Here is a 23,545-nt window from a genome sequence, read left to right on the forward strand (position 1 = left end):
GCTAAAGACTTGAAGGTCGGGTTTGTCCCGCGCTGTCGTCATCAGAACGCCTGAGACCAATGCCTCCTTTGGGTTGGGAAGTCTGGTCCTTGCAGGCTTCTAGTGTTTGCCAGATCGGCGCTTGGCTGGGCAGCCACTAAACCACAACCTCCACTGCCCGTTGCTCTCCCACCCCGAATACGCGCTTGTACCGTTCGATCTCGGCTTGTGAGCCCATGGCTTTGTTCGGGTTGTCCGACAGTTTAACCGTTGGTTGCCCGTTCGCCGACACCGCCTTGCATACCAATGAAAACGGGGCGAGGCGGTCGTCTTGTGTGAGCCCTTTGAAATCGTTCGTCAGCATCGTGCCCCAGCCAAAGGACACTTTGACCCGGCCCGCAAATTGCTTGTGCAGCTCGATGATCTTGTCAGCGTCGAGCCCATCCGAGAAGATCACCAGCTTTTCGCGAGGATCTTCCCCCCGCTCTTGCCACCATTTGATTGCTATTTCGGCGCCCGTCGCCGGATCACCGCTGTCGATACGAATGCCCGTCCAGCCTGCAAGCCAATCAGGCGCGCGGGCAAGAAATCCCTCGGTGCCATAGGTATCGGGCAGGATGATGCGCAGGTTGCCGTCGTGCTCGTCATGCCAATCGCTCAGCACATCATAGGGAGCCTGCGCCAGTTCTTCGTCAGTCTGTGCCAATGCCGAATAGACCATGGGCAACTCGTGGGCATTCGTTCCTATGGCTTCGAGGTCGCGGTTCTTGGCGATCAGGCAGTTCGAGGTGCCAGCGAATTGTGAGCCCAGCCCTTCGCCCATAGCCTGCACGCACCAGTCCTGCCACAAAAAGGAGTGCCGGCGCCGGGTCCCGAAATCGGCCACGCGCAACCCATCTTGACCGCGCAGTTTCTCAATCTTTTCCCACAGCTTGGTCATGGCGCGGGCATAAAGGACCTGCAGTTCGAACTTACCCATTTCGTTCAAAACAGCGCGCCCGCGCAGTTCCATCAGCACCGCCAGCGCCGGAATTTCCCAAAGCATGACCTCCGGCCAAGACCCTTCGAATGTGAGTTCATATTGATCCTCACGGCGCTCAAGGTGGTAGGTAGGCAGGCGCAATGCCTCGAACCAGTCCATGAATTCGGGCGTGAACATCTGGCGTTTGCCATAGAACGTATTGCCCCGCATCCAAGTGCTTTCCCCGCGCCGCAGCGAAAGTGAGCGGATGTGGTCGAGCTGCTCACGCAGCTCTCCCTCGTCAATCAGTTTGGCCAAAGGCACATGTTTAGATCGGTTGATGAGGGAGAATGTCACCTGCGTATCCGGCTTGTTCCGGAACACCGACTGGCACATCAAGAGCTTGTAGAAATCCGTGTCAATGAGCGACCGCACGATTGGGTCAATCTTCCATTTGTGGTTCCAGACACGTGTGGCGATGTCGACCATGGGTGCGTTTCCTTGGCTTTGGTGGCCTGTTGTGCCCCATTCCGGCGCACGGGGGCAAGTCAGGCCAGCGTGACACCAGCATCTATCATGCCGGACTGCGCAGCTGCCAGCGATCCTTCCAGATCAATGGCGCGGCACAGACTCATCTGGACGGTTACGTTGAACCCCAGTTTGGCCGCGTCCACTGCCGAGAAGTTCACGCAGAAGTCCGTTGCCAGCCCAACCATGGTCAGTTTGGTGATCCCACGTGTGCGCAGGTATCCTTCCAGCCCCGTGGGTGTTTCGTGGTCGTTTTCAAAGAAGGCAGAATAGCTGTCGATAGCCGGACGGTACCCTTTGCGCACAATCATATCGGCGCGATCTGTATTGAGGTCTGCGTGAAAAGCCGCGCCTTGCGTACCCTGAACGCAATGATCTGGCCACAGCACCTGCGGACCATAAGGCATGTCGATCATATCGTAGGGTGCTTTTCCGTCATGCGAGGACGCGAACGAGGAATGCCCCGACGGGTGCCAGTCCTGTGTCAGCACAACGGCCTCATGCTCTGCCATCAGTGCATTGATACTTGACACAATCTCATCCCCGCCGGGCACGGCGAGCGCGCCACCGGGGCAAAAGTCGTTCTGCACATCAATCACGATCAGGGCGCGGGTCATGGATCAACCTCCTTGCGTTGCCTGGCGACGTTGTGACACTCGCCTGCCCCCTTGCGCAAGGGCACACCCATCGCCTATTTCGCGGCCATGTATACCATTGCCGCCCTCTACCACTTCACACGCTTCGATGACACTGCCGCGATCAAGGGACCGCTGGCCGCGCTCTGCTGCGGACAGGACGTAAAGGGCACCTTGCTGCTGGCCCCGGAGGGGATCAACGGTACAATCGCCGGGCCGCGCGCGGGCATTGATGCCGTTCTGGCGCACATCCGCGCCCTGCCCGGCTGCTCCGATTTGGAGTGGAAGGAAAGCACCAGCGAAAGCCCTCCATTTGGCAAGATGAAGGTGCGCCTGAAGCGAGAGATCGTGACTATGGGCCAACCGGATGTCGATCCGGCAGCGCGGGTAGGCCATTATGTTGATCCTGCCGAGTGGAACGAGTTGATCGGTCGCGAGGATGTTGCCGTCATTGACACACGCAACGACTACGAGGTGGCCATCGGCACGTTTGACGGTGCAATTGATCCGCAAACCCGCAGTTTTAGCGAATTCCCGGCGTGGTGGGAAGAAAACAAGCACCGGTTCCACAACAAGAAGGTGGCGATGTTCTGCACCGGTGGAATCCGGTGCGAGAAGTCCACGAACTACCTGCTGGGTCAAGGCGTCGAAGACGTGTTCCACCTGAAAGGCGGTATCCTGAAGTATCTTGAGGAAGTGTCTGCACAGGACAGTGTATGGCAGGGCGAATGCTTTGTCTTTGATGGGCGCGTGAGCGTCGGGCACGGGCTTGAGGTGGGGCCGCATCAGCTGTGCCACGCCTGCCGTCGGCCCATTCTGCCTGCCGATCAAAGCCGTTCTGAATACGAGGCAGGCGTCAGCTGTCACCACTGCAAGGATGAGACCAGCGATGACGACAAGGCCCGGTTCCGCGAACGCCAGAAACAAATCGAGCTGGCACGTGTGCGCGGCGAGGATCACCTGAGCGGTCCCATGGTCCCCGACAAGGGTTGATAGAGCGGACGACACGTCCAACTTACCGGATCTGCATCACCAGCCGAAGCGCAGTTGCGACAACGTAAGCGCCCCGTCGCAGAGCATGTCAAGCTAGGCGCAGCATCCCTTGGGATTTGCTTCGGCTGAGCAACCAGAGCATAATGGCAATGTTCAACGCGTTCCAGGCGATCCCGTTCCAGAATGCCATCTGGTAGCTGCCCGTCACATCGTAGACCCAGCCCGACATCCAACCGCCAAGCGCCATACCAAGGATCGTTGCCATCATGACAAACCCGACACGCGCGCCAGCCTCTCGTGCGGGCATGTATTCCCGCACAATCACAGCGTAACTGGGCACTATCCCGCCCTGACTGAGCCCGAAGATCAGGCTGACGACATACAGTGAAATCAGCGCGTCCGACGGTAGGTACAAAAGCAATGCAATGCATTGCAGGACAGATCCAAGAAGCAGTGTTTTTACGCCACCCAACTGGTCCGCCAGCAGACCTGATACCAAGCGTGATCCTACGCCGCCCAACAGCATCAGCGCCAGCATTTCGGCACCCACGGCAGGCCCGTAACCAAGGTCAACGCAATAGCTGACGATATGCACCTGCGGCATCGACATCGCGACGCAGCACCCTACTCCTGCAAGGCCTAGAAGCAAACTGAGTGCCCACGGCGACAGGCCGGATGAGACCGCATTCGCACTGGATGCAGCTTCGGCCAATTGGTGAGCAGTGTCCGGAACCTGCCGACGCAATGCAAAGGCCAGCGGAATGACCACGACGAGCGTGGACATTGCCAGTACGGTATAGGCTGCGCGCCATCCTTGATCCTCAAGAATGTCTGCGAGAAGGATCGGCCAGATGGCCCCGGACAGATAGTTCCCGCTGGCCACGACGGCCACGGCAATGCCACGCCGCTTCAGGAACCAGTGCGAAATGTCAGCGATCAAAGGGCCAAAGCCTACCGACGTGCCAAACCCGATCAGCAATTGCGCCATGGAAAGGCTCAGGATCGACCCGCTGAGTGTTGCCAGCCCATACCCGCTCGCGATGGCAATCGCGCAGACAACAAGAACACGCGATACACCCCAGGTATCGACCGCCCGTCCGACAACAAAGTTGCCAACGGCAAATCCGATCATCGTGAGTGTGTATGGAAGGCTTGCCGACGCCCGGCCGACGCCGAATTCGGCTTCGACAGCGGGCATGATCACGATAATGGCCCACATCCCCACATTGGCGACCATCGCAATGGCAAGGGTCAGTGCAAGCCGCAGCCATGCATACCGGCTATCATGCAAGGAAGTGGTCATGACGCATCTGCGCACTGCCAGCGCGCCAGTACAAGACTTTGGGCTGCAAATTGTTGACAATTCTATGTGTTAAGCCCGCCGTAACATGCTGCGTGATACGCCTTTTTTCGGGTGAAAATGAGGTGTGGGTTATGAGCGCGCAAGCCAATGCGCGGCCAATCATCATCAAGAAAAAGAAGGTGTCAGGCGGCGATGGTCACCATGGTGGCGCCTGGAAAGTGGCTTATGCGGACTTCGTGACCGCGATGATGGCCTTCTTCATGTTGATGTGGCTGCTGAACGCAACAACCGAAAAGCAACGCAAGGGGATCGCAGATTACTTTTCGCCAACGATCCCCGTCAACCGCATCTCGGGCGGTGGTGATGGTGCTTTTGGCGGGGACAGCGTGTTTTCCGAGGTCACGCTACCGCAGAACGGTACCGGCGCATCGTCGAAGCGCCCCACAGAGTCCAAGCAGGCCCGCGGAGAAACGGGATCAGATGATCAGGGTGATCTTACTGCGGCGCAAGATGAAGCATTTGAATCTCTTGAAGCCCAGTTGCTGGGCAAGGGCGGCGAAACAAAGGTCATGGACAATGACCTCCAGCACATCGTGACCCGCCTGACCGACGAAGGCCTGGTGGTCGAAGTGTTCGCGCTTGAGGATACCCCCCTATTCGAGGATGGCACTGATATTCCAACGCCGCTGTTGCGAGGTCTGTCCAGACTGATCACCGAAGCGTCCCGGACGATCGAAAACAACATCGCCGTGGAAGGGCATGTACAGGCGCAACCAATTGTAGTTGCGGAAAGATCGACCTGGCAGATGTCTGTCGCGCGAGCCGATGCAATGCGCAAGCTGTTGAAGCAGACTGGAGTGCCCAGCGAACGGATAGAACGCGTCACCGGTCACGCCGATCGCGAAGCCGCCGTCAGGAACCCAATGGCGGTACGCAACAACCGGCTGGAGATCATTTTTCTAAGGGAGTGACCCGCGGGAATAGCTTGGATTTTATCTGTTAGCCCTGCGTTAAGGCGCGCGCCGTATCTGTTGTCCCAATTCGGTCGGTACAGCAGAAAGGCGTGTCCATGACGATTTCTTCCTCGCTCAATGCAGGTGTTGCAGGGCTACAGGCAAATGCGACGCGGCTCGCGTCTATTTCAGACAATATCTTGAACTCATCGACATTTGGCTACAAGCGCGTTCAGACCGACTTTCAGTCGCTTGTCATTTCGTCCAATGGCGGCAGCTATTCTGCCGGGGGAGTTCGCGCTTCAACCTCCCGGCTGATTGATCAAAGCGGATCGTTGGTAACGACATCAAATCCAACCGACCTCGCAGTGCGTGGACGGGGTATGTTGCCCGTGGCACGAAGCAGCGATGTTCTGTCAGGCAATGGTGGTAGCCAGATGCTGCTTACCACAACGGGATCCTTTCGAACTGACGCACAGGGCTATTTGCGGTCCGATTCAGGTTTGATCCTGCTCGGCTGGCCAGCCCTTGCCGATGGCACCGTACCGCCATTCCCGAGAGATACATCGGATGGGCTCCAGCCCGTTCAGATCAACGTAAATCAATTCTCTGGGGAACCGACCACAAGAATTTCGCTTGGCGTGAACCTCCCGGCCACGGATACCGAAGCCGACGCGTCAGGAGACCCACAACAGCTTTCCATAGAATACTTTGATAACCTAGGCACATCCGAAACCATTAGCATAAACTTCATTCCGACTGTGCCCGCTTCGGGGACATCAAATGAATGGACCATGCAATTGACCGATTCCGCGATGGGCGGCGCCGTGGTGGGAGAATACGTTCTGACATTCGATGACAGCCGATCAGCTGGCGGTACCCTGGCATCGGTCACGTCCACCAGTGGTGGCGCGTATGATCCGGCGACAGGTAACGTCATCGTCAACGTTGATGGCGGGCCTCTCGAAATCAACATCGGACAATTGGGTGAAAGTGATGGCCTCACGCAGCTATCGGATAGCTTCGCACCGCTTTCTATCTCAAAAGACGGTTCTCCCGTCGGCAACATGACGGGCGTGGAGGTTGATACAAACGGCTTCGTGACGGCGTTCTTTGACACCGGAATCAGTCGAACTGTCTTTCAAATTCCATTGGCTGATCTTCCCAACCCGAATGGAATGGTGGCTTTGGACCAGCAGACTTATCTGCCTTCACCCGAAAGCGGGAGCTATTTCCTTTGGGATGCAGGTGATGGACCGACCGGAGATATCATCGCCTATGCCCGCGAGGAATCATCTGTTGATGTTGCTGGCGAATTGACCTCCATGATCCAGACCCAGCGGGCTTACTCGTCAAACGCCAAAGTGATCCAGACCGTAGATGAGATGTTGCAGGAGACCACCAACATCAAACGCTGACGCCAACAGGAAGGATAAATAGTAGCGGGAATCGGCGATATGACACTTACCAGTGCACTTTCTTCAGCCATGTCGGGCTTGCGGGCGGCGAGCCGAGGTTCCGAAATCGTTTCGGGAAACATAGCAAACGCAAACACAGTCGGTTACGTCCGTCGAACCTTGGCGGTTTCATCCGACCCCAATGTCGGAGTGAGGATCAACGGGATCACACGCCATGTCGATCAGCAAATCGTCAATGACAGGCGACTCGCTGGGGCAGAAACCGGCTACCGCAGTGAAACATCCGCAGCTCTCACACGGATCGAGGATTTGGTGGGAACGCCCGACGACCCTGCGTCGCTTGCAGCACGTATTTCCGATTTTGAACAAAGCCTAATTACGGCTAGCAGTCGGCCAGACGCCGCCGAGCGATTAACTACTGCTGCCTTTGCAGCCAAAGATCTGGCGCAATCAATCAATTCGGTCGCAAAAGGCATACAGGACGCACGTACGCAAGCTGATCACAGCATCAACACGCAAGTCAAAAGATTGAATGACGCCCTCAAAGGGGTTGAGACACTGAACGCACGCATCGTCGCAAGCAACGGAAACGACGTCGATTTGCCTGCCTTTCTGGATCAACGCCAGCAACTGATCGACGAGATCAGTGAAATGGTTCCACTCCGAACAATCCCTCGAGACAGAGGCGCAGTGTCGCTTTATTCGACCGGCGGCGCGATCTTGCTTGAGGGAAAGGCTGTTGAAGTCGGTTTCGAACCGGCCAACCTTGTCACGCCTTACGAGTCCATCGAGGACGGAACACTCTCTGGGCTCACGCTCAACGGGGTTTCTGTAAACACCTCTTCAGAACATGGTCGGTTGCATGGTGGAACGTTGGGTGCGCAATTTGAAATCCGGGACGAAATCGCACCGCGCGCACAATTGCACGTCGACGCAGTTGCCCGCGATCTGATCGAACGTTTCGAAGACAGTACCGTTGATCCAACGCTTGGTATCAATGATGCTGGGCTGTTCACCGATGCGAACAATCCGCTGGATCCCGCCGCGGACCTTGGCTTGGCCAGCCGCCTGTCTCTCAATGCTTTGGTCGATCCGGATCAAGGGAATGAAACTTGGCGCATTCGCGACGGGCTGGGGGCGACCACACCTGGCGAAGTGGGCAATGCATCACTACTGAACGCACTCGCGGGTGCCTTGGAGACTGCCCGGCCACAAGCCTCCGGTCTGTTCGGGTCCGGTCCGCTTGGATTGCAGGATGTTGTAGTCTCCATGTCATCCCAAATCGGCGCCGAGCGACTGAGAGCAGACCGCCAGATGTCTTTTGCTGCCGCCCAATTTTCGGATTTGCAGCAAGTTGAATTGGCAGCGGGTGTCGATACTGACGTGGAAATACAGAACTTAATGATCCTTGAGCAAGCTTACGCGGCAAACGCTCGGGTCATTTCAACCGTCGACGAAATGTTCGACACGATCCTGAGGATTTGACGATGAGCAGCTACGGCTTGGGCGACCTTGCACAGACATTTCTCTTGCAGCGGCGCGGCGCCGCCATCAAAGCAGATATGGCCCGGTTGGCCGAAGAACTGCAAACGGGACAAGTCAGCGATACCAAATCCGTTCTTGCAGGTAATGTGGCTTACCTTTCGGGCATTGAAAACGATTTACGCGGCCTATCCGCGTTCAAAGTGGCTGGGTCAGAAGCCGCACAATTTGCGTCATCAGTGCAAAGTGCGCTTGATCGTATGGACGCAGGGGTGGGTCTGCTCAGCACCGACTTGCTTACTGTTTCAGCCAGTGCCAGCGGCCCAGTGTTGGACCAAATGTCGACTGCGGCGGAAACAGAGTTCAAAAGTCTCGTGTCAGCTTTGAACACGTCCAGTGCAGGCCGTTCGCTCTTTGCTGGTGCCGCGACGGACAGTCGCGCACTAAATGATGCCGAGGTGGTGCTAGCTGACTTACGAGCCGCGATTACAGGCAATTCAAGTCTAACAGACATAGAAGCTGCGATTGATCAATGGTTTGATGATCCTGCCGGTTTCAGCACCTCGGCATACACCGGTTCAGGCGTTTCGATTCTACCTTTCCAATTGGCCGAAAATGAGCAGGTAGCGGTCGATTTGAAAGCAGATGATCAGGTGTTTCGCGACCTGTTCAAGGGTGTCGCGCTCGCGACCGTCGCGGCCGATGGCGCATTGGGCCTGTCAGCCGACAATCAACGCGATCTACTAGAGAGAGCCGGGACTAAAATCCTCGAATCGAAAGAGTCGCTGACTGCAACACAAAGCAGGGTTGGGGCGGCAGAGGCGAGGATTGAAACTATTGCGGCGAGGAACGCTGCGCGCGACACCTCTCTACAACTTGCAAAGGGCGCGCTCCTTCAAGCCGATCCATTCGATACCGCGACCCAATTGGAGGCAGTACAATTCCAGCTTCAAAGCCTGTATACAATCAGCGCACGCATGTCCGATTTAACGTTGGTCAACTTCATCAGATGATACGCTATATCGTTTGCATAGCAGCATTGATCTTCGGTACCGTTGCGGCAGCAAGTCCCATTCGAATCAAAGACTTAGTCGATTTCGATGGGGTGCGCGGCAATGATCTGGTCGGATACGGACTTGTTGTCGGGTTGGACGGAACAGGAGACGGTCTACGAAACGCTCCGTTTACCGAAGATATCATGACCAACATACTTGAACGCTTGGGCGTCAATGTTACCGGTGAGCAGTTTCGACCCAAGAATGTTGCAGCGGTCATTGTTACTGCAACTTTGCCACCCTTTGCCCGGAGTGGGAGCCAAATTGACATCACCGTGTCCGCGATTGGAGACGCAAAGAGCCTCTTGGGTGGAACGTTGGTCATGACCCCCATGAATGCAGCCGACGGTGAAATCTATGCCGTGGCTCAGGGCACAATAATTGCTGGGGGTGCTGTTGCAGAAGGGGATGGAGCACGCGTTACCCAAGGCGTTCCCACATCAGGTATTGTTCCATCTGGTGCTCGTATCGAGCGGGAAATCGATTTTGAACTCAGCAACCTGACTGACATGCGGCTCGCTCTGCGCAACCCTGACTTCACTACCGCGGCACGGATAGAGGACGCGATCAATGCTGTCTTTGGTCGGTCCGTGGCGACAATGCTCGATTCTGGTACCGTTGCGCTCGATGTTCGCCAAACACGCGCGAGGTCAGTTGCGCACGCTCTTGGTCGGATTGAAAACATTGCCGTCGAACCCGAGCGCCGAGCTCGTGTCGTTGTTGATCAACGCTCTGGGACTATCGTTATGGGTGACGAAGTCCGGATATCACGTGTCGCCGTATCACAAGGCAATCTGACATTGCGTGTCCAAGAACAGCCTCTGGCTGTTCAGCCAAACCCTTTCGCCGATGGTCAAACCGTCGTCGTCCCCAGGACAACCGTGGATTTACAAGAAGAAGATGGCCCCGGTCTTGCAGAGCTTCCGGAAGGCACTTCGCTGTCAGAGGTGATAGCCGGCCTCAACGCGCTTGGCGTTGCCCCACGAGACATGATTGATATCCTGAAGAGCATCAAAGCCGCTGGCGCCCTTCACGCCGAATTTGTTGTCAGATAACCGATCACGAAACTGGTGAGGAATGATTATCCGGGTGGGGACCCATTGATTTGCCATTAGTGTCGTGTTTCACGGTCCCAAAAGACGAGCGGTGTAATGCCTGATCTGTATTGGCTGACAGATGCGCAGGTGACGCGTCTTTAGCCCTTCTTCCCCAAGTCCCACGGCAAACCTCGCGTTGATGATCGGCGTGTAATCAGTAGGGTCATCTTCATCATTCGCAATGGGTTACGCTAGAGAGACACTCCCAGGGCTTACGGCCCTCATAAGACGCTCCACATTGAGGGTATCGGTTATAGCAACAAGGAGGTTTTTGCCCTTACAACGGTAGGCTTGGCGGCCGAACACGGTGAAGAGAAGACCGTGATGATCGACGCAACCCATCTGAAAGCATGGCGTCAAAAAGGAGGCGTGGGCGCCTGACTGGTCGCACCAAAGGCGGCATGAAAACCAAGGTGATACGTTCCTGCATCTCGCGCCGAGAGCCACGCAAGAAGACCGTCACATACGACAAGCGTCGCTATAAATGGCACAAGCATATCGAGATCATGTTCGGCAGGTCGAAAGACTGACGACGCATGGCAACCCGATACAACACATGCCGGAAAGTCTTCCTCTTAGCCATCCCACTCGCTCCAACCGCCATCTACTGCCTATGAAATATGACGCTAGCTGTATACACACTAAGGGCGACGCTATTTTCGCCGTTAAGACCTTCGAACAAAATCCTGATTTTTCCTCAGCCGAATACTGTTTGCGGATCGCAGGCGGATCTCTTTGACGATCTTCTAGCCGTGTCTCTTAATTGTTCCAGGTTTCTGTATCATCTCCACTCCTTGATGATTTTGCTCCGCCAGAAACCCTCACGCATCAAGTTTACCAAAACTGCCCCATTGGCGCTGACGTCAGACAAACCATATGCGACATAGAATTGGAGCGTGACGGGCGTTTCCCTAAAAGTAGCTCCGAACTAGGCTACCAGCAATGAGTTGCCACCCGTCCGCAATCACAAAAAAAGCCAATTTAAACGGTAGGGAAACAATGGCCGGAGGGACCATCATCATACCCATACTCATCAATACGGCGGCTGCGACGAGGTCAATTATTAGGAATGGGAGAAAAATCAGAAAACCGACCTGAAATGCACGAGAGATTTCAGACAATAAAAAACTTGGAATCAACACGGACAAAGGCGCGTCGGAATCGAGCAAGACACCCTGTGTATCCGGTCGCAAATCGGCCATTGCAGTAAAAGTGTCAGCATCAAGTCTTGCGGCCATAAACTTTCTGAACGGGTCAAGCGTACGCTCAAAGGCAACTTGTGGGTCAATTTGCTCATTTACTAGAGGCCCCAAACCACTTGCCCACGCGTCAGAAAAAACAGGTTCCATTATGAAATACGTCAAAAAGAGAGCCAGGCTGACAATAAGCATGTTCGGTGGAGATTGCTGCAACCCAATTGCCTGGCGAAGGATCGACAGAACCGTCACAAGAAATGGAAAGCACGTGATCATTATTGCCAGACCGGGGGCGAGGCTCAACAAAGTGATCAGGGCAATTAGCTGAAGCGTCCTTGCACTCAATGATGAATCGTCTCCGAGGGAGATGGCGATGTCTTGCGCGTCGGCTGCTAAAGGACATATGACCAAACATAAAATGAAAAACGCGCGTGCGACCATTCGCCTAAAGACCCGCACCAAGGTCGAGTATTTCCGTTAATCGAACAACCAATTGACCTTCTTCATCACCGTCGGCTTCTTCTAACGTGCCACGCGCGATAAGCTTGTCGCCGACGAACAGATCGACGGGATCATCCACTCTTTTGTCAAGGGTCAGAACGGCGTTCGAACCAAGCATCACCAGGTCGCGCACCAGTGGCCGCGCTTGACCTACGGACACCGTTATTTCAATCGGAACCGCTGTAAAGGGATTGTGCGCATCAGACGCAAGAGTTTTTTTTGAAGGGGTTTCAGCCATCTTTCGCCTCGTTCGGAGCATTTTCAAAGTATGACGCAACTGCTTCTGAGATGTCAGAAATGGCACGGTCCAAGTGCAATTCTGCTTCGTCGTGATCCAGCCGCAAAACCACTTGAGTCGGTGCTAACAACTTATCCGTGGTCAGCACAAAAGGTCCGGGGAGATCATCTTGAAGTGCTGTTCTGACAGCAGCCTCACTTTCCGGCGCGACCAAAACCTCAATGGCACGATCCAGAGTCTTTCTTGTCAAAGCCGTCACCTCGTCACGCACATGCGCCCCGAGACTGGCCTGTGCCAATGTAGGCAAGACGACATTGATGACGCCGTTCATTATTGCCTCGACCGAAGCGTTCAGTGTCGCGCGCAACTCGTGGTATTCAAACGATGCGTTCTGCAGGCTGTTGGCCAAACCGCTAGAAACAAACGATTGCGTTTCAGTTTGGGCTGCCACGGCGTCCTCCCAGCCTGCTTGGTAACCTTTTTCAAATGCCTCGAGTTTCTGATCCTCTATTTCTTCGATCGGGGTGTCTCGCATGGATGCCTGAGACGAATTGATGTCTCCAAAGTCTTCGAATAGGTGCGACGCGGACATTATGCGCGCTCCTCTTCAAGCCAACTTCTCAGAATTTCGACTGTTTCTTCTTGCCGTTCACCGATCATCGAACGGAGGCGATCAACCGGATCCGCTGCCAGATACTCGATGGTTTCAGACGCCTCTGCCTGATCAAGAGAGGACAAGTCCGGCAGGTTTTCCCGGCCGTGATCAATGCCGATGTCATTACCAGGCGAGCCATCCATAGAACCGGCGATTGCTGGTCTGTTCACAAGCTCTTCAGACAAGGGAGCAGGCAAACCCTCGGGTGCCGATGGCGCATCGCGCGTCAGCACGGGCCTGACCACAAAAAGGCCCAGAATCAGAGTCACAATTGCTAAAATTGCCATCTGGATCGCCGACATCACATCAATGTGGAAGTTGTCGAACACGGACGTTTCTGCGACTGTGCCTTGGGGTACAACTGACTGTAGTTCCATCGACTTGATTGTTATTACATCGCCACGGGCCTCATCAAAACCGACGGCAGATGCGACCAACTCGCGAAGAGCGCTCAGCTCCTCTGCAGATCGCTGTGCAGTTTCGGCTCTACCCTCAACATCGGCAAGAGTTTCGTTCACGAGTACAGCGACTGTGACACGCCGAATTGCACCTGCGGCTTTTACGATGGCGCGCTCAGTTTCAGATACCTCATAGTTGATACGCTCTCGCGTTTCCGAGTTTTGAGAAGAAGCGCTGTCACTTCCGGCGGCATCTCCATCCGGCAGATTTGAAGCGACGGTCACATCCCCTCCACCCGCTTCGTTAGACGTGCTCGATCGTTCTTCCGTGTCCGTGCTGATCACCACCCGTTCTTGCGGATCAAAACGGCGCTCCCGAATCTCTTCCGTTTCAGTCACCGTCTCCACGCTGACCTCAACCACAGCATTCCCTGCGCCCACGCGAGCCTCGAGCAACCGCTCAACTCGCTCCCGCAACATGTTCTCTTTGTCTTCTGAACCTGCCGCGGGCGCCGCATCATCACCTGCACCGATCAAAGCCCCGTTCACATCAATCACTGCGACATCATCGGCGGACAGCCCCGCAACCGCAGACGCAATGAGAAACCGAATTGCCTTGGCCTGCTGCCCTGTGATCTGTCCGGCGTTGGGCGTTATTGCGACAGATGCGGTTGGGGTAACGCTGCGTTGAAAGGGATTCGACCCTGTTGAAGCGATATGAACACGCGCCATGGCCACGCTTGGACTCGATACAATTGTCCGCGCGAGTTCACCTTCCTTCGCGCGCCAATATGCAGCATCAAACATTTGCGAGGTTGTGCCAAAACCAGACAAACTGTCTAGTAGTTCGTATCCGCGACTGCTGTTTGCAGGCAGCCCCTCACTTGCTAAAGTAAGGCGCAATTGATCGCGATTTTGTGCATCAACAAAGATGGACCCGCCGCGAACTTCGAACGGAACACCGCGTTGTTCAAGTGATCTCACCACCTCCCCGGCGGCCCCATTCTCCAAACCAGAGTACAGCAGCGTCATCGTGGGCGCAGTCACAATTCGAGACATCGCAAGAATTGCGAGGAACATTGCAACTGTCGCCGCCACGACAGTGATCTGACGTTTGATATCCAGGCCCATCCAGACATTCAGTAACTGCTGCACGTTTGTCTCCGTCATGTCGTGCGTTCTGCCCGACTTTGAGACAGCAATGACTGAACAGCCTTAACAATCGGTTAGTTGATCTGTGGCAAATCTGGATTCGAGTTTTTTTGAGTAGGACACCGATGACAGACACGGCCGTCGATACAAATGAGGAAGTCAAGAAACCTTCCAAAATGCCCCTGATCCTAGGCGTTGTTGCCTTGTTGCTTGGTGCTGGTGGTGGCTTTTTTGCCACGTTCTCCGGTTTGATCCTGGCTCCCGAATCGAGTGCTCAGGCTGAGCCGGTTGAAACGTCGCCCACCGATCTGCCTGACATATCATTCGTTCCTGTCGAACCAATGGTTATCTCGCTGGCACCAAATGCGCACAGTCGTCATCTCCGCTTCCGAGCACAGCTTGAGGTCCCGTCGCAATATGCTTCCGACGTCGAGTCGCTTCTTCCACGCGTTGTTGACGTTCTCAACGGGTATTTGCGCGCGCTTGAAACTGCGGACATCGAAAGCCCTGCGGCGCTGACAAGATTGCGGGCTCAGATGCTCCGGCGCGTACAAATCGTGACTGGACCCGGGCGTGTCAACGACCTGCTCATTATGGAATTCGTTTTAAGCTGATGGTGAACAAATGGACCTCATAGCTGATATCTTGCTGGCGGCGGGAGCGCTGGGTGCCGGTTTTTACTGCTTTGTCTTGGGTCGTCGCCTCAGGCGATTTAACGATCTCGAAAAAGGGGTGGGCGGCGCAGTGGCGGTCCTGTCTGCACAGGTCGACGATCTGACAAAGACCTTGAAGGCAGCTCAGGACACCGCTGCGGAATCAGCCGAATCGCTGAGTGATACGACTCAACGCGCTGCCGAAATGGCGCGCAGGCTCGAATTGCAAATGGCAGCACTACATGACGTACCAAGTGTGCAAGAGCCCCATTCAGTGCCCGCTAGTCCGCCCGAACCAAGTGAACCGATCTTTACCCGCCGCACGATTGGGGGGAACAGATGACGACAAGAAGGAAGCTTACCGTATTCAACCGCGGGTCAATTACTCTTTTGGCCATCTTATTGATCGGATCCGCTGTCGTGCGCGTTAGCATTGGAGCGGCCTCGGCACTTGCTGAAATGGACTTGGAGGATGGAATTTCTCTCCCGCTGACAACTCAGTTCGGGAACTCCGAACCGACTGCAAACCAAGACACTGACATCAAATCCTTGCTGGATTCTTTGCGCGAGCGCGAGGCCAAAGTGCTTGAACGTGAAGGGGCACTGGATGAGCGAGCCAAAGCGCTTGATGTTGCACAGGTGGAAATTGAAAGGCGCCTCGTTGCTTTAGAAGATGTAGAACAGCGCTTGCGAGGAACACTGTCCATTGCGCAAACCGCAGCAGAAGACGACCTGTCAAAGCTAACAACGGTCTATGAGAATATGAAGCCAAAAGAGGCGGCTGCCTTGTTTGGTGCAATGGAACCTGCATTTGCTGCAGGCTTTCTTGGGCGAATGCGGCCAGAGATAGCAGCCAAGATAATGGCAGGGCTGGAGCCTGACTCCGCTTACTCGATTAGTGCAATCCTCGCCGGGCGGAACGCACGAGCACCAAAGAACTAGGCCCACGTGAAGCTTTGTTAACCGCTATCTGCAATCTTTGTAGCCGAACGGATTTAGGGAGTACAGAAGTGATCGGGATCATTGGCATTGTGACCATCTTTGTAATGGTTTTCGGTGGCTACTTGGCCGCTGGTGGCAAAATGGGAATCATTCTCAAGTCACTACCATTCGAAATGACAATGATTTTGGGTGCTGCCGTCGGTGCATTTCTGATCAGTAACTCAATGTCTGAGGTCAAACACACTATAAAAGACTTGGGAAAAGTGTTCAAAGGTCCAAAATGGGCACACGAAGACTACAAGGATTTGCTGTGCCTGTTGTTCGAATTGATCAGGCTTGCGCGTCAGAATCCTGTCGCGATAGAAGAACATATTGAAGATCCGGAAGGCTCTTCCATCTTTTCGCGCTACCCCAAAATAACGGCAGATTCTGAAGCAACCGCGCTTATCTGCGATACTATGCGCTCCGCTTCAATGAACTACGACGACCCCCATCAAGTGGAAGAAGTTCTTGAGAAACGCATGGAAACAAACATGCATCATGCGATGCATTCAAGCCACGCGTTACAAACCGTCGCGGATGGTTTGCCCGCACTGGGAATTGTCGCGGCGGTCCTTGGCGTGATCAAGACAATGGCATCTATTGACCAACCACCGGAAATCCTTGGTAAACTGATTGGCGGGGCGCTTGTTGGCACTTTCTTGGGTGTCTTTCTTGCTTATGGCCTTGTTGGACCGTTCGCCGCAAAAGTAAAAGCGGTTGTCGAAGAAGATGGCCATTTCTATCAACTTATTCGCGAAGTACTCGTAGCGAACTTACACAATCATGCAACCAACATTTGTATTGAAGTTGGACGTCAAAATACACCGTCACACTGTCGCCCCTCTTTTGGCGACCTCGAAGATGCACTAAAATCTGTGAAACAAAACGCGGCATGACCTTCTTTCTCAAACTGTTCGCGTTTTTTACCCTAGCGGCAGGCGCAACCTATGCCTCGCAGATTCCTGTGCGATCAGGCGCACATACTGATTTCTCCCGGCTTGTCCTGGATGTTCCAAGGAGCCAAGCATGGTCAATTGAACAAAGAGACTGGGGCGCTACAATCACTATTGAAGGCCATGTTGATGGTTTTGATACTTCGCGCGTATTCAATCGTATCGGCCAAACCCATGTCAGGGCTGTCGAAGGGGATGCAAGTTCTCTTGAAGTAACATACGCATGCGAGTGCGCGGTGGAGGTTTTTCGATCCGGTACAATGCTTGTCGTTGACGTTAGTGAAAGAACAAAGGAGCCTTCCGGCACAACTCGGCAAATTGTGTCGTCCACTTTGCGATTTGTGGGGTCACAACAACTGCGGTTCACGCCGGATCAAACGCAAGATGAGGCGTCCGACCAAGTTCAGCCTTCCAGTCTGGAAGCATCTGTGGCCGCTGAGAAATCCACATTGTCAGTCAAGGAGCCTTTGGCGAAGGCTGAGGTGTCCAGACTTCAACAAGCGCAAGAACAATTAGCGAGCAGGATCGGATTTGCGGCAAGCACAGGGATACTACAGCCCAGCAACCTGAGTGTGGTCAGTCCTCTAAGGACGCCTCATCCTCATATCGATACAAGTATATTCGACTCCTCAATGTCCTCGCTTGGCAAAGAGGAAGAAAACAAACCGCGAAATGGCAACCTTCGCGTTACGTCCAGCGGAGATGTACCGAACTCGAGAAACGAAGTTGGAGACACATCCACAACACTGGGTGTTCAATGCATCGACCCTTCAGAGGTACGCGTACAAGATTGGAGGCCAGCCTCCAGCTTTTCTGACGCGATCTCATCACTACGGCGCACTTTGTTTTCTGAATTTGATGTAATAGACAATAGTGTTTCTGTCGAATTGGCCCGTACGTACATTTATTTTGGCTTCGGTGCTGAAGCAAAGCAAGTTTTGTCAATGAGCCGTGACCTACTCTCCCAAAATAGAGCGTTGGTCGATATAGCGGGCATAATGGAGTTTGGCTCAGCACCTTTGGGCAACCACCTGGAGAATTTTTTAGATTGTGATTCCGATGTTGCGCTCTGGGCCATTCTGTCGGCGCACGATCCAAAACCATCCTCATCAGTTAACACGCAAGCGGCACTTCTTACACTTAGTAGCTTGCCAATGCACTTGCGCGATTTCCTTGCCCCCGCCCTCAGCAAGAAACTATTGATGTTTGGTGATGACACCGCCGCTGCTGCTGCGTTGCGTGGGTTGGAACGCGCCTTAGAAGAGTTGCCCAACGCTGCAGAACTAGCCAAGGCAGACATTGAGATAACGCAAGGTGATATTTCAACGGCACAAAGTAGGCTGGAAGATATTATCACCTCCAACGATCAACAGTCAGCCGAAGCCCTTATTCGGTACGTAAATACGCAACTAGATGCAGAGGTTCAAATCTCCCAAGATATTGCCACCCTGGTGGAGGCCTACGCGATGGAGATGCGGAGCGACCCTCTTGGGAGGGAATTGCAACGTGCTCATGTCCTCGCGCTGGCAAAGTCCGGGCAGTTTGATACAGCCTTCAATGCACTTGAAAGCCTGGAGCACGAAGACGAGGTTTCCGACCCCGAACCACTCTATTCAACTTTGGTTCTTCTTCTTTCAAAAAACGCAAGTAACACAACTTTTCTCAAACATGCATTCATCGCGGTTTCCGAACCGGCACACAAATTGCAGGGAAAGACAGCAGACGCGCTCGCTCGACGACTGATGAACCTGGGTTTCTATAGCGAGGCCAACGCCATTCTTTCCACTCGATCCGGTACGCCTATCACAAAGCAGCGGAGGCTGTTACTTGCAGAATTGTCGTTGAATCTATCGCGACCACGAGCGACCCTTGCATATCTTTCTGGAATGTCAGGTGATCAAGCAAACCGCTTGAGAGCACAGGCTAACTTGAGCATTGGCGACTACGACACCGCTTACGAACTGTTTTTCGGGTTGGGCGATCAAGATCTGCGCAAGCGATCGGCATGGCTTTCTGAAAACTGGGATGCTTTGGTTGACCCGGATGATCCTGCGCACGGCTCTGTATCTGAGATAGTTTCTTCAACTGTCGATTTTTCAGACACATCCGACGGTGTATTGGGGCGCGTCGAAGACGCGCTTATGGAAAGCGCCACAGCTCGAGAAGCGATTGAGCAATTGCTGTCGGGATACAGCGATGACGGCGACTATCCAAATTAGTCTTGGTTACCATTTCTTTACCTGCAATCGGCTAAAAGCTTTTGAAGGATGTAGTCAATACTACCAGCCGCGAGGAAACTCACATTCCTTTTGGCATAGAGACCACATCATAACAGTTGGGCGATACGCATCAGCGTTTCATTCACCTCGAGTGAGGATTTTATACTTCCAAAATGACTCCGAACACCCCTTTCGTCTGTTGGGCGCTACGATATGTGGATAAAGGCAGCACTGCAGCGGAACTTGAGAGAATTTCTTAAATGAAGCTTTCTGGATCTGCGGTATATAATCCAACCGTCCTGCTGGCGGTCGCACTGATGGCGATTATTGTAATGATGATCCTACCTATGCCAGCTTGGGTATTGGATATAGGTCTTGCTACGTCTTTTGCACTTGCAATACTGATTTTTACCATCACGCTCTTTATTGAGCGTCCATTGGATTTTTCATCCTTCCCCACTATCCTTTTGGCATCTTTGATGCTTCGGCTGTCTCTTAACGTTTCTTCAACCAAACTTATCATCGGTCAGGGACACACTGGCACACACGCCGCTGGCGAGGTTATCGAAGGGTTCGCTCAGTTCATAATGGGTGGGAGCGTTTTCCTAGGTTTGGTCGTTTTCTGCGTTTTGTTGATTGTCAACTTCATGGTGATAACAAAAGGCGCAACCCGTATGGCGGAAGTAGGCGCACGGTTCGCGCTCGACGGCATGCCTGGCAAACAGCTTGCGATCGACAGCGACATGTCAGCTGGTGCAATCGATCACCAGGAAGCAAAGGCCCGACGCGAGCTTGAACAGGCAGAAACCACTTTCTTTGGCTCACTTGATGGCGCATCCAAATTTGTGAAAGGCGATGCTGTTGCTGGATTGTTGATCACGCTCTTGAATCTGGTTGCCGGGCTTGTGATGGGTGTCGCCGTTCATGGGATGGCACTTGGAAGTGCATTTGAGACATACGCAATTCTAACTGTTGGTGATGGTCTTGTTTCGCAGATCCCAGCGGTTGTAATTTCCATTGCCTCGGCTCTTTTGTTGGCCCGCGGGGGGGCGAAAGGCGCAACCGACCTGGCGGTGTTCGGGCAATTGGGTCGCCATCCAGCCGCGTTGTCAACGGTCGCCGTACTTATGGCATTGCTCGGTCTCGTGCCTGGCCTGCCAATCCTGCCATTTTTTGCTGGTGCTGGCGCACTCGCCACCACCGCGTTCCTAATTAGACGCAAAGCAAGGGCCGCAGATCTGGCAACATCAGCACTGGACGACACAGTAAGCAAAATTCCAGAAAAGACACTTGGCGACGTATTGGAGCTAGATGACATCCATGTGGAGTTTTCACCAGATCTGGTCAACATGGTGCTGGATCCAGGAACTGGATTGGATGCCAGAATCTCGAACATGCGTTTACACGTTGCAACGGTGTTTGGACTCATTCTTCCTGAAATTCGGCTGACAGACAACGCAGGCCTTCAGACAGGAGGTTATGCTATTAGAATTCAAGGAGTTGAACAGGCCAGCGGCACAATCAAACCGACTAAAGTCCTGGCACTAGCCCCAGAAACATCAGACGACGTTCCCGAAGGCGACGATACTACGGAACCGGTTTACGGGGCGCCCGCACGTTGGATCGCGGCTGAGGATCAAGAAATCGCGGCAATTGCCGGTGTGACCCTGGTCACACCGACAGAGATCTTGGCCACCCATCTTCTTGAGGTCATCAAGCAAAACTTCAGCCGATTGCTTACTCTAAAGTCCCTGCGTCGCTTACTAGATGAAATGAAAACTGTCTCGGACCCGATGCGAGCGGAAGCCAATCGGAAGATGCTCGACGCACTCATTCCAGATAAGGTACCGATGGATATTTTGCATGCAGTGCTAAGACTGCTGTTGGACGAACAAGTGTCCATCCGGAACCTGCCCTTAATTCTGGAAGCCGTGTCTGAAGCGCGCGCTCTCAACGCTCAACCAGAGTCGATTTGTGAACATGTCCGGCAACGTCTTGGCTTTCAGATCGTTTCGGGTATCCGTCGGGATGATGGTACTCTTCCCTTGGTTCAGCTGGCTCCAGAATGGGAAGAGGCATTTTCAAGTTACCAGGTTGATGCAGACCGAGGGCTGGATATCGCGTTGCCTCCCGAATTGTTCAATCGACTAGCAGCCAACGTATCAGAGAAACTGCAAGATGCCGGAAATCAGGGGATTTTCCCTGCGGTCGTGACGAATACTCGCCGGCGTCGCTTCTTGCAAACCATGATGCGTGCCAAGGGGCTCAAAAACCCTGTTCTATCCTTTGAGGAAATAGGGGTAGATGCGCGCCCTGCATTGGTCGGTGTTGTCGCAGCATGATCGCGCTAACCGAAGCTCTTTCAATGTTGCAAACTCAACTATGGATCGGGTTTGCAGTCTTCCTAAGAGTAGGCGCGACGGTAGCTTTGCTTCCCGGTTTTGGGGAACAATCTGTGCCTGCGCGCATCAAACTGGTTCTCATTATTGCGTTCACATTGATCATCGTACCCGCCATACAACAAATGCCCCCAGCATTTTCGGTCGAAAATCTCATCCTCTTGGTAGTGACTGAAACAGTGTCTGGCGGGCTGATAGGTCTCGGTGTTCGTTTGTTCATCTTGGCACTACAAACCGCTGGCGCGATAGCCGCCCAGTCAACGTCATTGTCGCAGATCATGGGCGGTGCATCGATTGAACCTCTGCCAGCGATGGGGCACGTACTGATGATCGGCGCTGTCGCACTGGCTGTCATGGCAGGTCTGCATGTCAAGGCAGCGCACCTACTTATCCATTCCTACACTTTTTTGCCAATGGGGTTGTTTCATTCGCCTAACGAAGTTGCAGATTGGGGGCTTGGGCAAGTCGCTTATGCCTTCGAACTCGCATTTCTGTTGGCAACCCCATTCGTCTTGATGTCTGTTTTGTACAATCTTGCGCTCGGCGTCATTAACAAAGCCATGCCGCAGCTCATGGTTGCCTTCGTTGGTGCACCACTGATCACCTTGGGTGGTCTCTTCCTTCTTTTACTCGCAGCGCCTTTGATGTTGTCAGTTTGGTTGTCAGCTCTTGATCAGTTCATGGCGTCTCCGTTCGAGGCGGGCAGATGAGCGATCAAGATGATACAAGCGACAAGCCATTCGACCCGACACCTCAGAAACTTCTTGAGGCACGAAAGAAGGGAGAAGTTGCAAAGTCAACTGACCTTCAGACCGCAGCTGCCTATGCCGGGCTCACATTGGCTCTTGTAGCCGTCGGCGCGCAAAGTTTGACGTCCTTTGGCAACAGTATGCAAGCCGTCCTCGATCAATCCAGCGGTTTGGCGGATATTCTATTCAACGGCGGCCAATCAGCAATCATCGGCGGCATTCTGTTTGATGCTTCTATATCGCTCGCGCCTTTCTTTGTTGTGCCGGGCCTCGCGGTTCTTGGAGCAATATTTGCCCAACGGGCTTTTGTGGTCGCACCATCCAAGTTGCAACCTAAACTGTCACGTATTTCGCTTATCCAGAATGCAAAACAGAAATTTGGAAGGACTGGATTCTTCGAATTCGGCAAGAGCTTTGCAAAGCTAGTTTTCTATTCTGGATGCCTGGCCATATTTCTTAACGCGCGCTTGCCGGATATGGTCAGTGCGATTCAAACATCACCTGGATTAGTCGTTTCTCTTCTGGCAGAGATATGCGTCGCATTTTTGTTCTTGGTGGTACTTATATCTGCAGCACTAGGCTGCATTGATGCCGTTTGGCAGCATCAAGAGCACATTCGCAAAAACCGAATGTCGAGAAAAGAAATTATGGATGAAGCCAAAAACTCTGAAGGAGATCCGCATCTAAAGCAAGAACGTCGCACACGCGCTCAAGCCATTGCAACGCAGCAAATGATGGCGGACGTACCACAGGCGGATGTCGTGATTGTCAACCCAACGCATTACGCAGTTGTATTGAAGTGGTCTCGTCAAAGCGGAACAGCTCCGGTTTGTGTCGCAAAGGGTGTTGACGAAACAGCATTCCGCATTCGAGAAATTGCGCAAAACAGCGGCGTCCCAATACATAGTGATCCACCTACAGCGCGCACCCTGCATGCCGTCACATCCATTGGAGATGAAATACATCCGGATCACTACGTAGCTGTCGCCGCAGCCATACGCTTCGCGGACAAGATGCGTCAGCACGCGCGCACCGGGCTTTAGA

Annotated in this window: 21 protein-coding genes and 1 pseudogene; 15 read left to right on the forward strand and 7 right to left on the reverse strand. The window is 53.7% G+C overall.

The features are described from left to right. Nucleotides 1-136: 136 nt before the first annotated feature. Nucleotides 137-1,429 (reverse strand): nicotinate phosphoribosyltransferase, encoded by a 1,293-nt coding sequence (gene pncB, locus IE087_RS00610; protein ID WP_189366994.1) that lies wholly within the window; start codon nt 1,427-1,429, stop codon nt 137-139. A gap of 59 nt (nt 1,430-1,488) precedes the next feature. Continuing rightward, on the reverse strand, nt 1,489-2,085 hold the full coding sequence (gene pncA, locus IE087_RS00615; RefSeq protein WP_189366995.1) for a bifunctional nicotinamidase/pyrazinamidase: 597 nt from the start codon (nt 2,083-2,085) through the stop codon (nt 1,489-1,491). 87 nt (nt 2,086-2,172) lie between these two features. On the opposite strand from pncA, the gene trhO reads away from it, so the two are divergent. Next, nucleotides 2,173-3,096 (forward strand): oxygen-dependent tRNA uridine(34) hydroxylase TrhO, encoded by a 924-nt coding sequence (gene trhO, locus IE087_RS00620; protein ID WP_189366996.1) that lies wholly within the window; start codon nt 2,173-2,175, stop codon nt 3,094-3,096. A gap of 88 nt (nt 3,097-3,184) precedes the next feature. On the opposite strand, the gene IE087_RS00625 is transcribed toward trhO, so the two are convergent. Beyond that, entirely contained in the window at nt 3,185-4,399 is a 1,215-nt protein-coding gene (locus IE087_RS00625) for an MFS transporter (protein ID WP_189366997.1), read from the reverse strand. A 131-nt stretch (nt 4,400-4,530) separates the two neighbouring features. Between IE087_RS00625 and IE087_RS00630 the strand changes: the two genes are divergently transcribed. The 6 genes and pseudogenes from IE087_RS00630 (at nt 4,531) to IE087_RS00655 (ending at nt 11,021) form a co-directional block, all read left to right on the forward strand. Continuing rightward, entirely contained in the window at nt 4,531-5,370 is an 840-nt protein-coding gene (locus IE087_RS00630) for a flagellar motor protein MotB (protein ID WP_189366998.1), read from the forward strand. A 98-nt stretch (nt 5,371-5,468) separates the two neighbouring features. After that, a complete protein-coding gene (locus IE087_RS00635; protein WP_189366999.1) occupies nt 5,469-6,770 on the forward strand; it encodes a flagellar hook protein FlgE in 1,302 nt (433 codons plus the stop codon). A 39-nt stretch (nt 6,771-6,809) separates the two neighbouring features. Then, on the forward strand, nt 6,810-8,255 hold the full coding sequence (gene flgK / locus IE087_RS00640) for a flagellar hook-associated protein FlgK (RefSeq protein ID WP_189367000.1): 1,446 nt from the start codon (nt 6,810-6,812) through the stop codon (nt 8,253-8,255). 2 nt (nt 8,256-8,257) lie between these two features. Beyond that, nucleotides 8,258-9,265 carry a flagellin N-terminal helical domain-containing protein gene (locus IE087_RS00645; protein ID WP_189367001.1) on the forward strand — a complete coding sequence of 336 codons (1,008 nt, stop codon included), beginning with the start codon at nt 8,258-8,260 and terminating at the stop codon, nt 9,263-9,265. Beyond that, nucleotides 9,262-10,362 (forward strand): flagellar basal body P-ring protein FlgI, encoded by a 1,101-nt coding sequence (locus IE087_RS00650; protein ID WP_189367002.1) that lies wholly within the window; start codon nt 9,262-9,264, stop codon nt 10,360-10,362. The genes IE087_RS00645 and IE087_RS00650 overlap by 4 nt, the downstream gene beginning before the upstream one ends. 96 nt (nt 10,363-10,458) lie before the next feature. Then, a pseudogene (locus IE087_RS00655) lies at nt 10,459-11,021 on the forward strand (transposase). 294 nt (nt 11,022-11,315) lie between these two features. On the opposite strand, the gene fliP reads toward IE087_RS00655, so the two are convergent. The 4 genes from fliP to fliF are packed head-to-tail and all read right to left on the reverse strand — an operon-like array spanning nt 11,316 to nt 14,562. Then, entirely contained in the window at nt 11,316-12,041 is a 726-nt protein-coding gene (fliP, locus tag IE087_RS00660; protein ID WP_189367003.1) for a flagellar type III secretion system pore protein FliP, read from the reverse strand. Nucleotides 12,042-12,045: 4 nt separating this feature from the next. After that, the gene (locus IE087_RS00665; RefSeq protein ID WP_189367004.1) at nt 12,046-12,339 is read right to left on the reverse strand and encodes a FliM/FliN family flagellar motor switch protein; all 294 of its coding nucleotides are present in this window, start codon (nt 12,337-12,339) and stop codon (nt 12,046-12,048) included. After that, nucleotides 12,332-12,874: a FliH/SctL family protein gene (locus IE087_RS00670; RefSeq protein WP_189367005.1), complete on the reverse strand. Its 543-nt coding sequence runs from the start codon at nt 12,872-12,874 to the stop codon at nt 12,332-12,334. The genes IE087_RS00665 and IE087_RS00670 overlap by 8 nt, the downstream gene beginning before the upstream one ends. A gap of 56 nt (nt 12,875-12,930) precedes the next feature. Continuing rightward, nucleotides 12,931-14,562: a flagellar basal-body MS-ring/collar protein FliF gene (gene fliF / locus IE087_RS00675; protein WP_229801216.1), complete on the reverse strand. Its 1,632-nt coding sequence runs from the start codon at nt 14,560-14,562 to the stop codon at nt 12,931-12,933. 107 nt (nt 14,563-14,669) lie between these two features. Between fliF and IE087_RS00680 the strand changes: the two genes are divergently transcribed. The 8 genes from IE087_RS00680 (at nt 14,670) to flhB (ending at nt 23,544) form a co-directional block, all read left to right on the forward strand. Further along, nucleotides 14,670-15,158 carry a flagellar basal body-associated FliL family protein gene (locus IE087_RS00680; RefSeq protein WP_189367006.1) on the forward strand — a complete coding sequence of 163 codons (489 nt, stop codon included), beginning with the start codon at nt 14,670-14,672 and terminating at the stop codon, nt 15,156-15,158. Between the two features lie 10 nt (nt 15,159-15,168). After that, complete coding sequence (locus IE087_RS00685) at nt 15,169-15,540, forward strand: hypothetical protein (protein WP_189367007.1); 372 nt, start codon at nt 15,169-15,171, stop codon at nt 15,538-15,540. 77 nt (nt 15,541-15,617) lie between these two features. After that, nucleotides 15,618-16,139, forward strand: coding sequence for a MotE family protein (locus tag IE087_RS00690; protein WP_229801217.1), 522 nt, complete (start codon nt 15,618-15,620; stop codon nt 16,137-16,139). 68 nt (nt 16,140-16,207) lie between these two features. After that, a complete protein-coding gene (gene motA / locus IE087_RS00695) occupies nt 16,208-17,077 on the forward strand; it encodes a flagellar motor stator protein MotA (protein ID WP_189367009.1) in 870 nt (289 codons plus the stop codon). After that, entirely contained in the window at nt 17,074-19,353 is a 2,280-nt protein-coding gene (locus IE087_RS00700; RefSeq protein WP_189367010.1) for a hypothetical protein, read from the forward strand. The genes motA and IE087_RS00700 overlap by 4 nt, the downstream gene beginning before the upstream one ends. Nucleotides 19,354-19,613: 260 nt before the next feature. Beyond that, nucleotides 19,614-21,695 (forward strand): flagellar biosynthesis protein FlhA, encoded by a 2,082-nt coding sequence (gene flhA, locus IE087_RS00705; RefSeq protein ID WP_189367011.1) that lies wholly within the window; start codon nt 19,614-19,616, stop codon nt 21,693-21,695. Then, complete coding sequence (locus IE087_RS00710) at nt 21,692-22,462, forward strand: flagellar biosynthetic protein FliR (RefSeq protein WP_189367012.1); 771 nt, start codon at nt 21,692-21,694, stop codon at nt 22,460-22,462. Before flhA ends, IE087_RS00710 begins: the two co-directional genes overlap by 4 nt. After that, nucleotides 22,459-23,544: a flagellar type III secretion system protein FlhB gene (gene flhB / locus IE087_RS00715; protein WP_189367013.1), complete on the forward strand. Its 1,086-nt coding sequence runs from the start codon at nt 22,459-22,461 to the stop codon at nt 23,542-23,544. The genes IE087_RS00710 and flhB overlap by 4 nt, the downstream gene beginning before the upstream one ends. Nucleotide 23,545 lies beyond the last annotated feature (1 nt).

The sequence above is a fragment of the Tateyamaria omphalii genome, from assembly GCF_014651375.1.
In the GTDB taxonomy this organism is placed as follows: domain Bacteria; phylum Pseudomonadota; class Alphaproteobacteria; order Rhodobacterales; family Rhodobacteraceae; genus Tateyamaria; species Tateyamaria omphalii.

What these genes read in the sequence shown, in the direction of transcription:
- IE087_RS00625 (WP_189366997.1), bottom strand. Translation starts at nt 4,399, where the DNA reads ATGACCACTTCCTTGCATGATAGCCGGTATGCATGGCTGCGGCTTGCA.
- flgK (WP_189367000.1), top strand. Translation starts at nt 6,810, where the DNA reads ATGACACTTACCAGTGCACTTTCTTCAGCCATGTCGGGCTTGCGGGCG.
- IE087_RS00710 (WP_189367012.1), top strand. Translation starts at nt 21,692, where the DNA reads ATGATCGCGCTAACCGAAGCTCTTTCAATGTTGCAAACTCAACTATGG.
- IE087_RS00665 (WP_189367004.1), bottom strand. Translation starts at nt 12,339, where the DNA reads ATGGCTGAAACCCCTTCAAAAAAAACTCTTGCGTCTGATGCGCACAAT.
- IE087_RS00630 (WP_189366998.1), top strand. Translation starts at nt 4,531, where the DNA reads ATGAGCGCGCAAGCCAATGCGCGGCCAATCATCATCAAGAAAAAGAAG.
- IE087_RS00650 (WP_189367002.1), top strand. Translation starts at nt 9,262, where the DNA reads ATGATACGCTATATCGTTTGCATAGCAGCATTGATCTTCGGTACCGTT.
- fliP (WP_189367003.1), bottom strand. Translation starts at nt 12,041, where the DNA reads ATGGTCGCACGCGCGTTTTTCATTTTATGTTTGGTCATATGTCCTTTA.
- flhA (WP_189367011.1), top strand. Translation starts at nt 19,614, where the DNA reads ATGAAGCTTTCTGGATCTGCGGTATATAATCCAACCGTCCTGCTGGCG.
- IE087_RS00685 (WP_189367007.1), top strand. Translation starts at nt 15,169, where the DNA reads ATGGACCTCATAGCTGATATCTTGCTGGCGGCGGGAGCGCTGGGTGCC.
- flhB (WP_189367013.1), top strand. Translation starts at nt 22,459, where the DNA reads ATGAGCGATCAAGATGATACAAGCGACAAGCCATTCGACCCGACACCT.
- IE087_RS00635 (WP_189366999.1), top strand. Translation starts at nt 5,469, where the DNA reads ATGACGATTTCTTCCTCGCTCAATGCAGGTGTTGCAGGGCTACAGGCA.
- trhO (WP_189366996.1), top strand. Translation starts at nt 2,173, where the DNA reads ATGTATACCATTGCCGCCCTCTACCACTTCACACGCTTCGATGACACT.
- IE087_RS00670 (WP_189367005.1), bottom strand. Translation starts at nt 12,874, where the DNA reads ATGCGAGACACCCCGATCGAAGAAATAGAGGATCAGAAACTCGAGGCA.
- IE087_RS00700 (WP_189367010.1), top strand. Translation starts at nt 17,074, where the DNA reads ATGACCTTCTTTCTCAAACTGTTCGCGTTTTTTACCCTAGCGGCAGGC.
- IE087_RS00645 (WP_189367001.1), top strand. Translation starts at nt 8,258, where the DNA reads ATGAGCAGCTACGGCTTGGGCGACCTTGCACAGACATTTCTCTTGCAG.
- IE087_RS00680 (WP_189367006.1), top strand. Translation starts at nt 14,670, where the DNA reads ATGACAGACACGGCCGTCGATACAAATGAGGAAGTCAAGAAACCTTCC.
- pncA (WP_189366995.1), bottom strand. Translation starts at nt 2,085, where the DNA reads ATGACCCGCGCCCTGATCGTGATTGATGTGCAGAACGACTTTTGCCCC.
- pncB (WP_189366994.1), bottom strand. Translation starts at nt 1,429, where the DNA reads ATGGTCGACATCGCCACACGTGTCTGGAACCACAAATGGAAGATTGAC.
- fliF (WP_229801216.1), bottom strand. Translation starts at nt 14,562, where the DNA reads ATGACGGAGACAAACGTGCAGCAGTTACTGAATGTCTGGATGGGCCTG.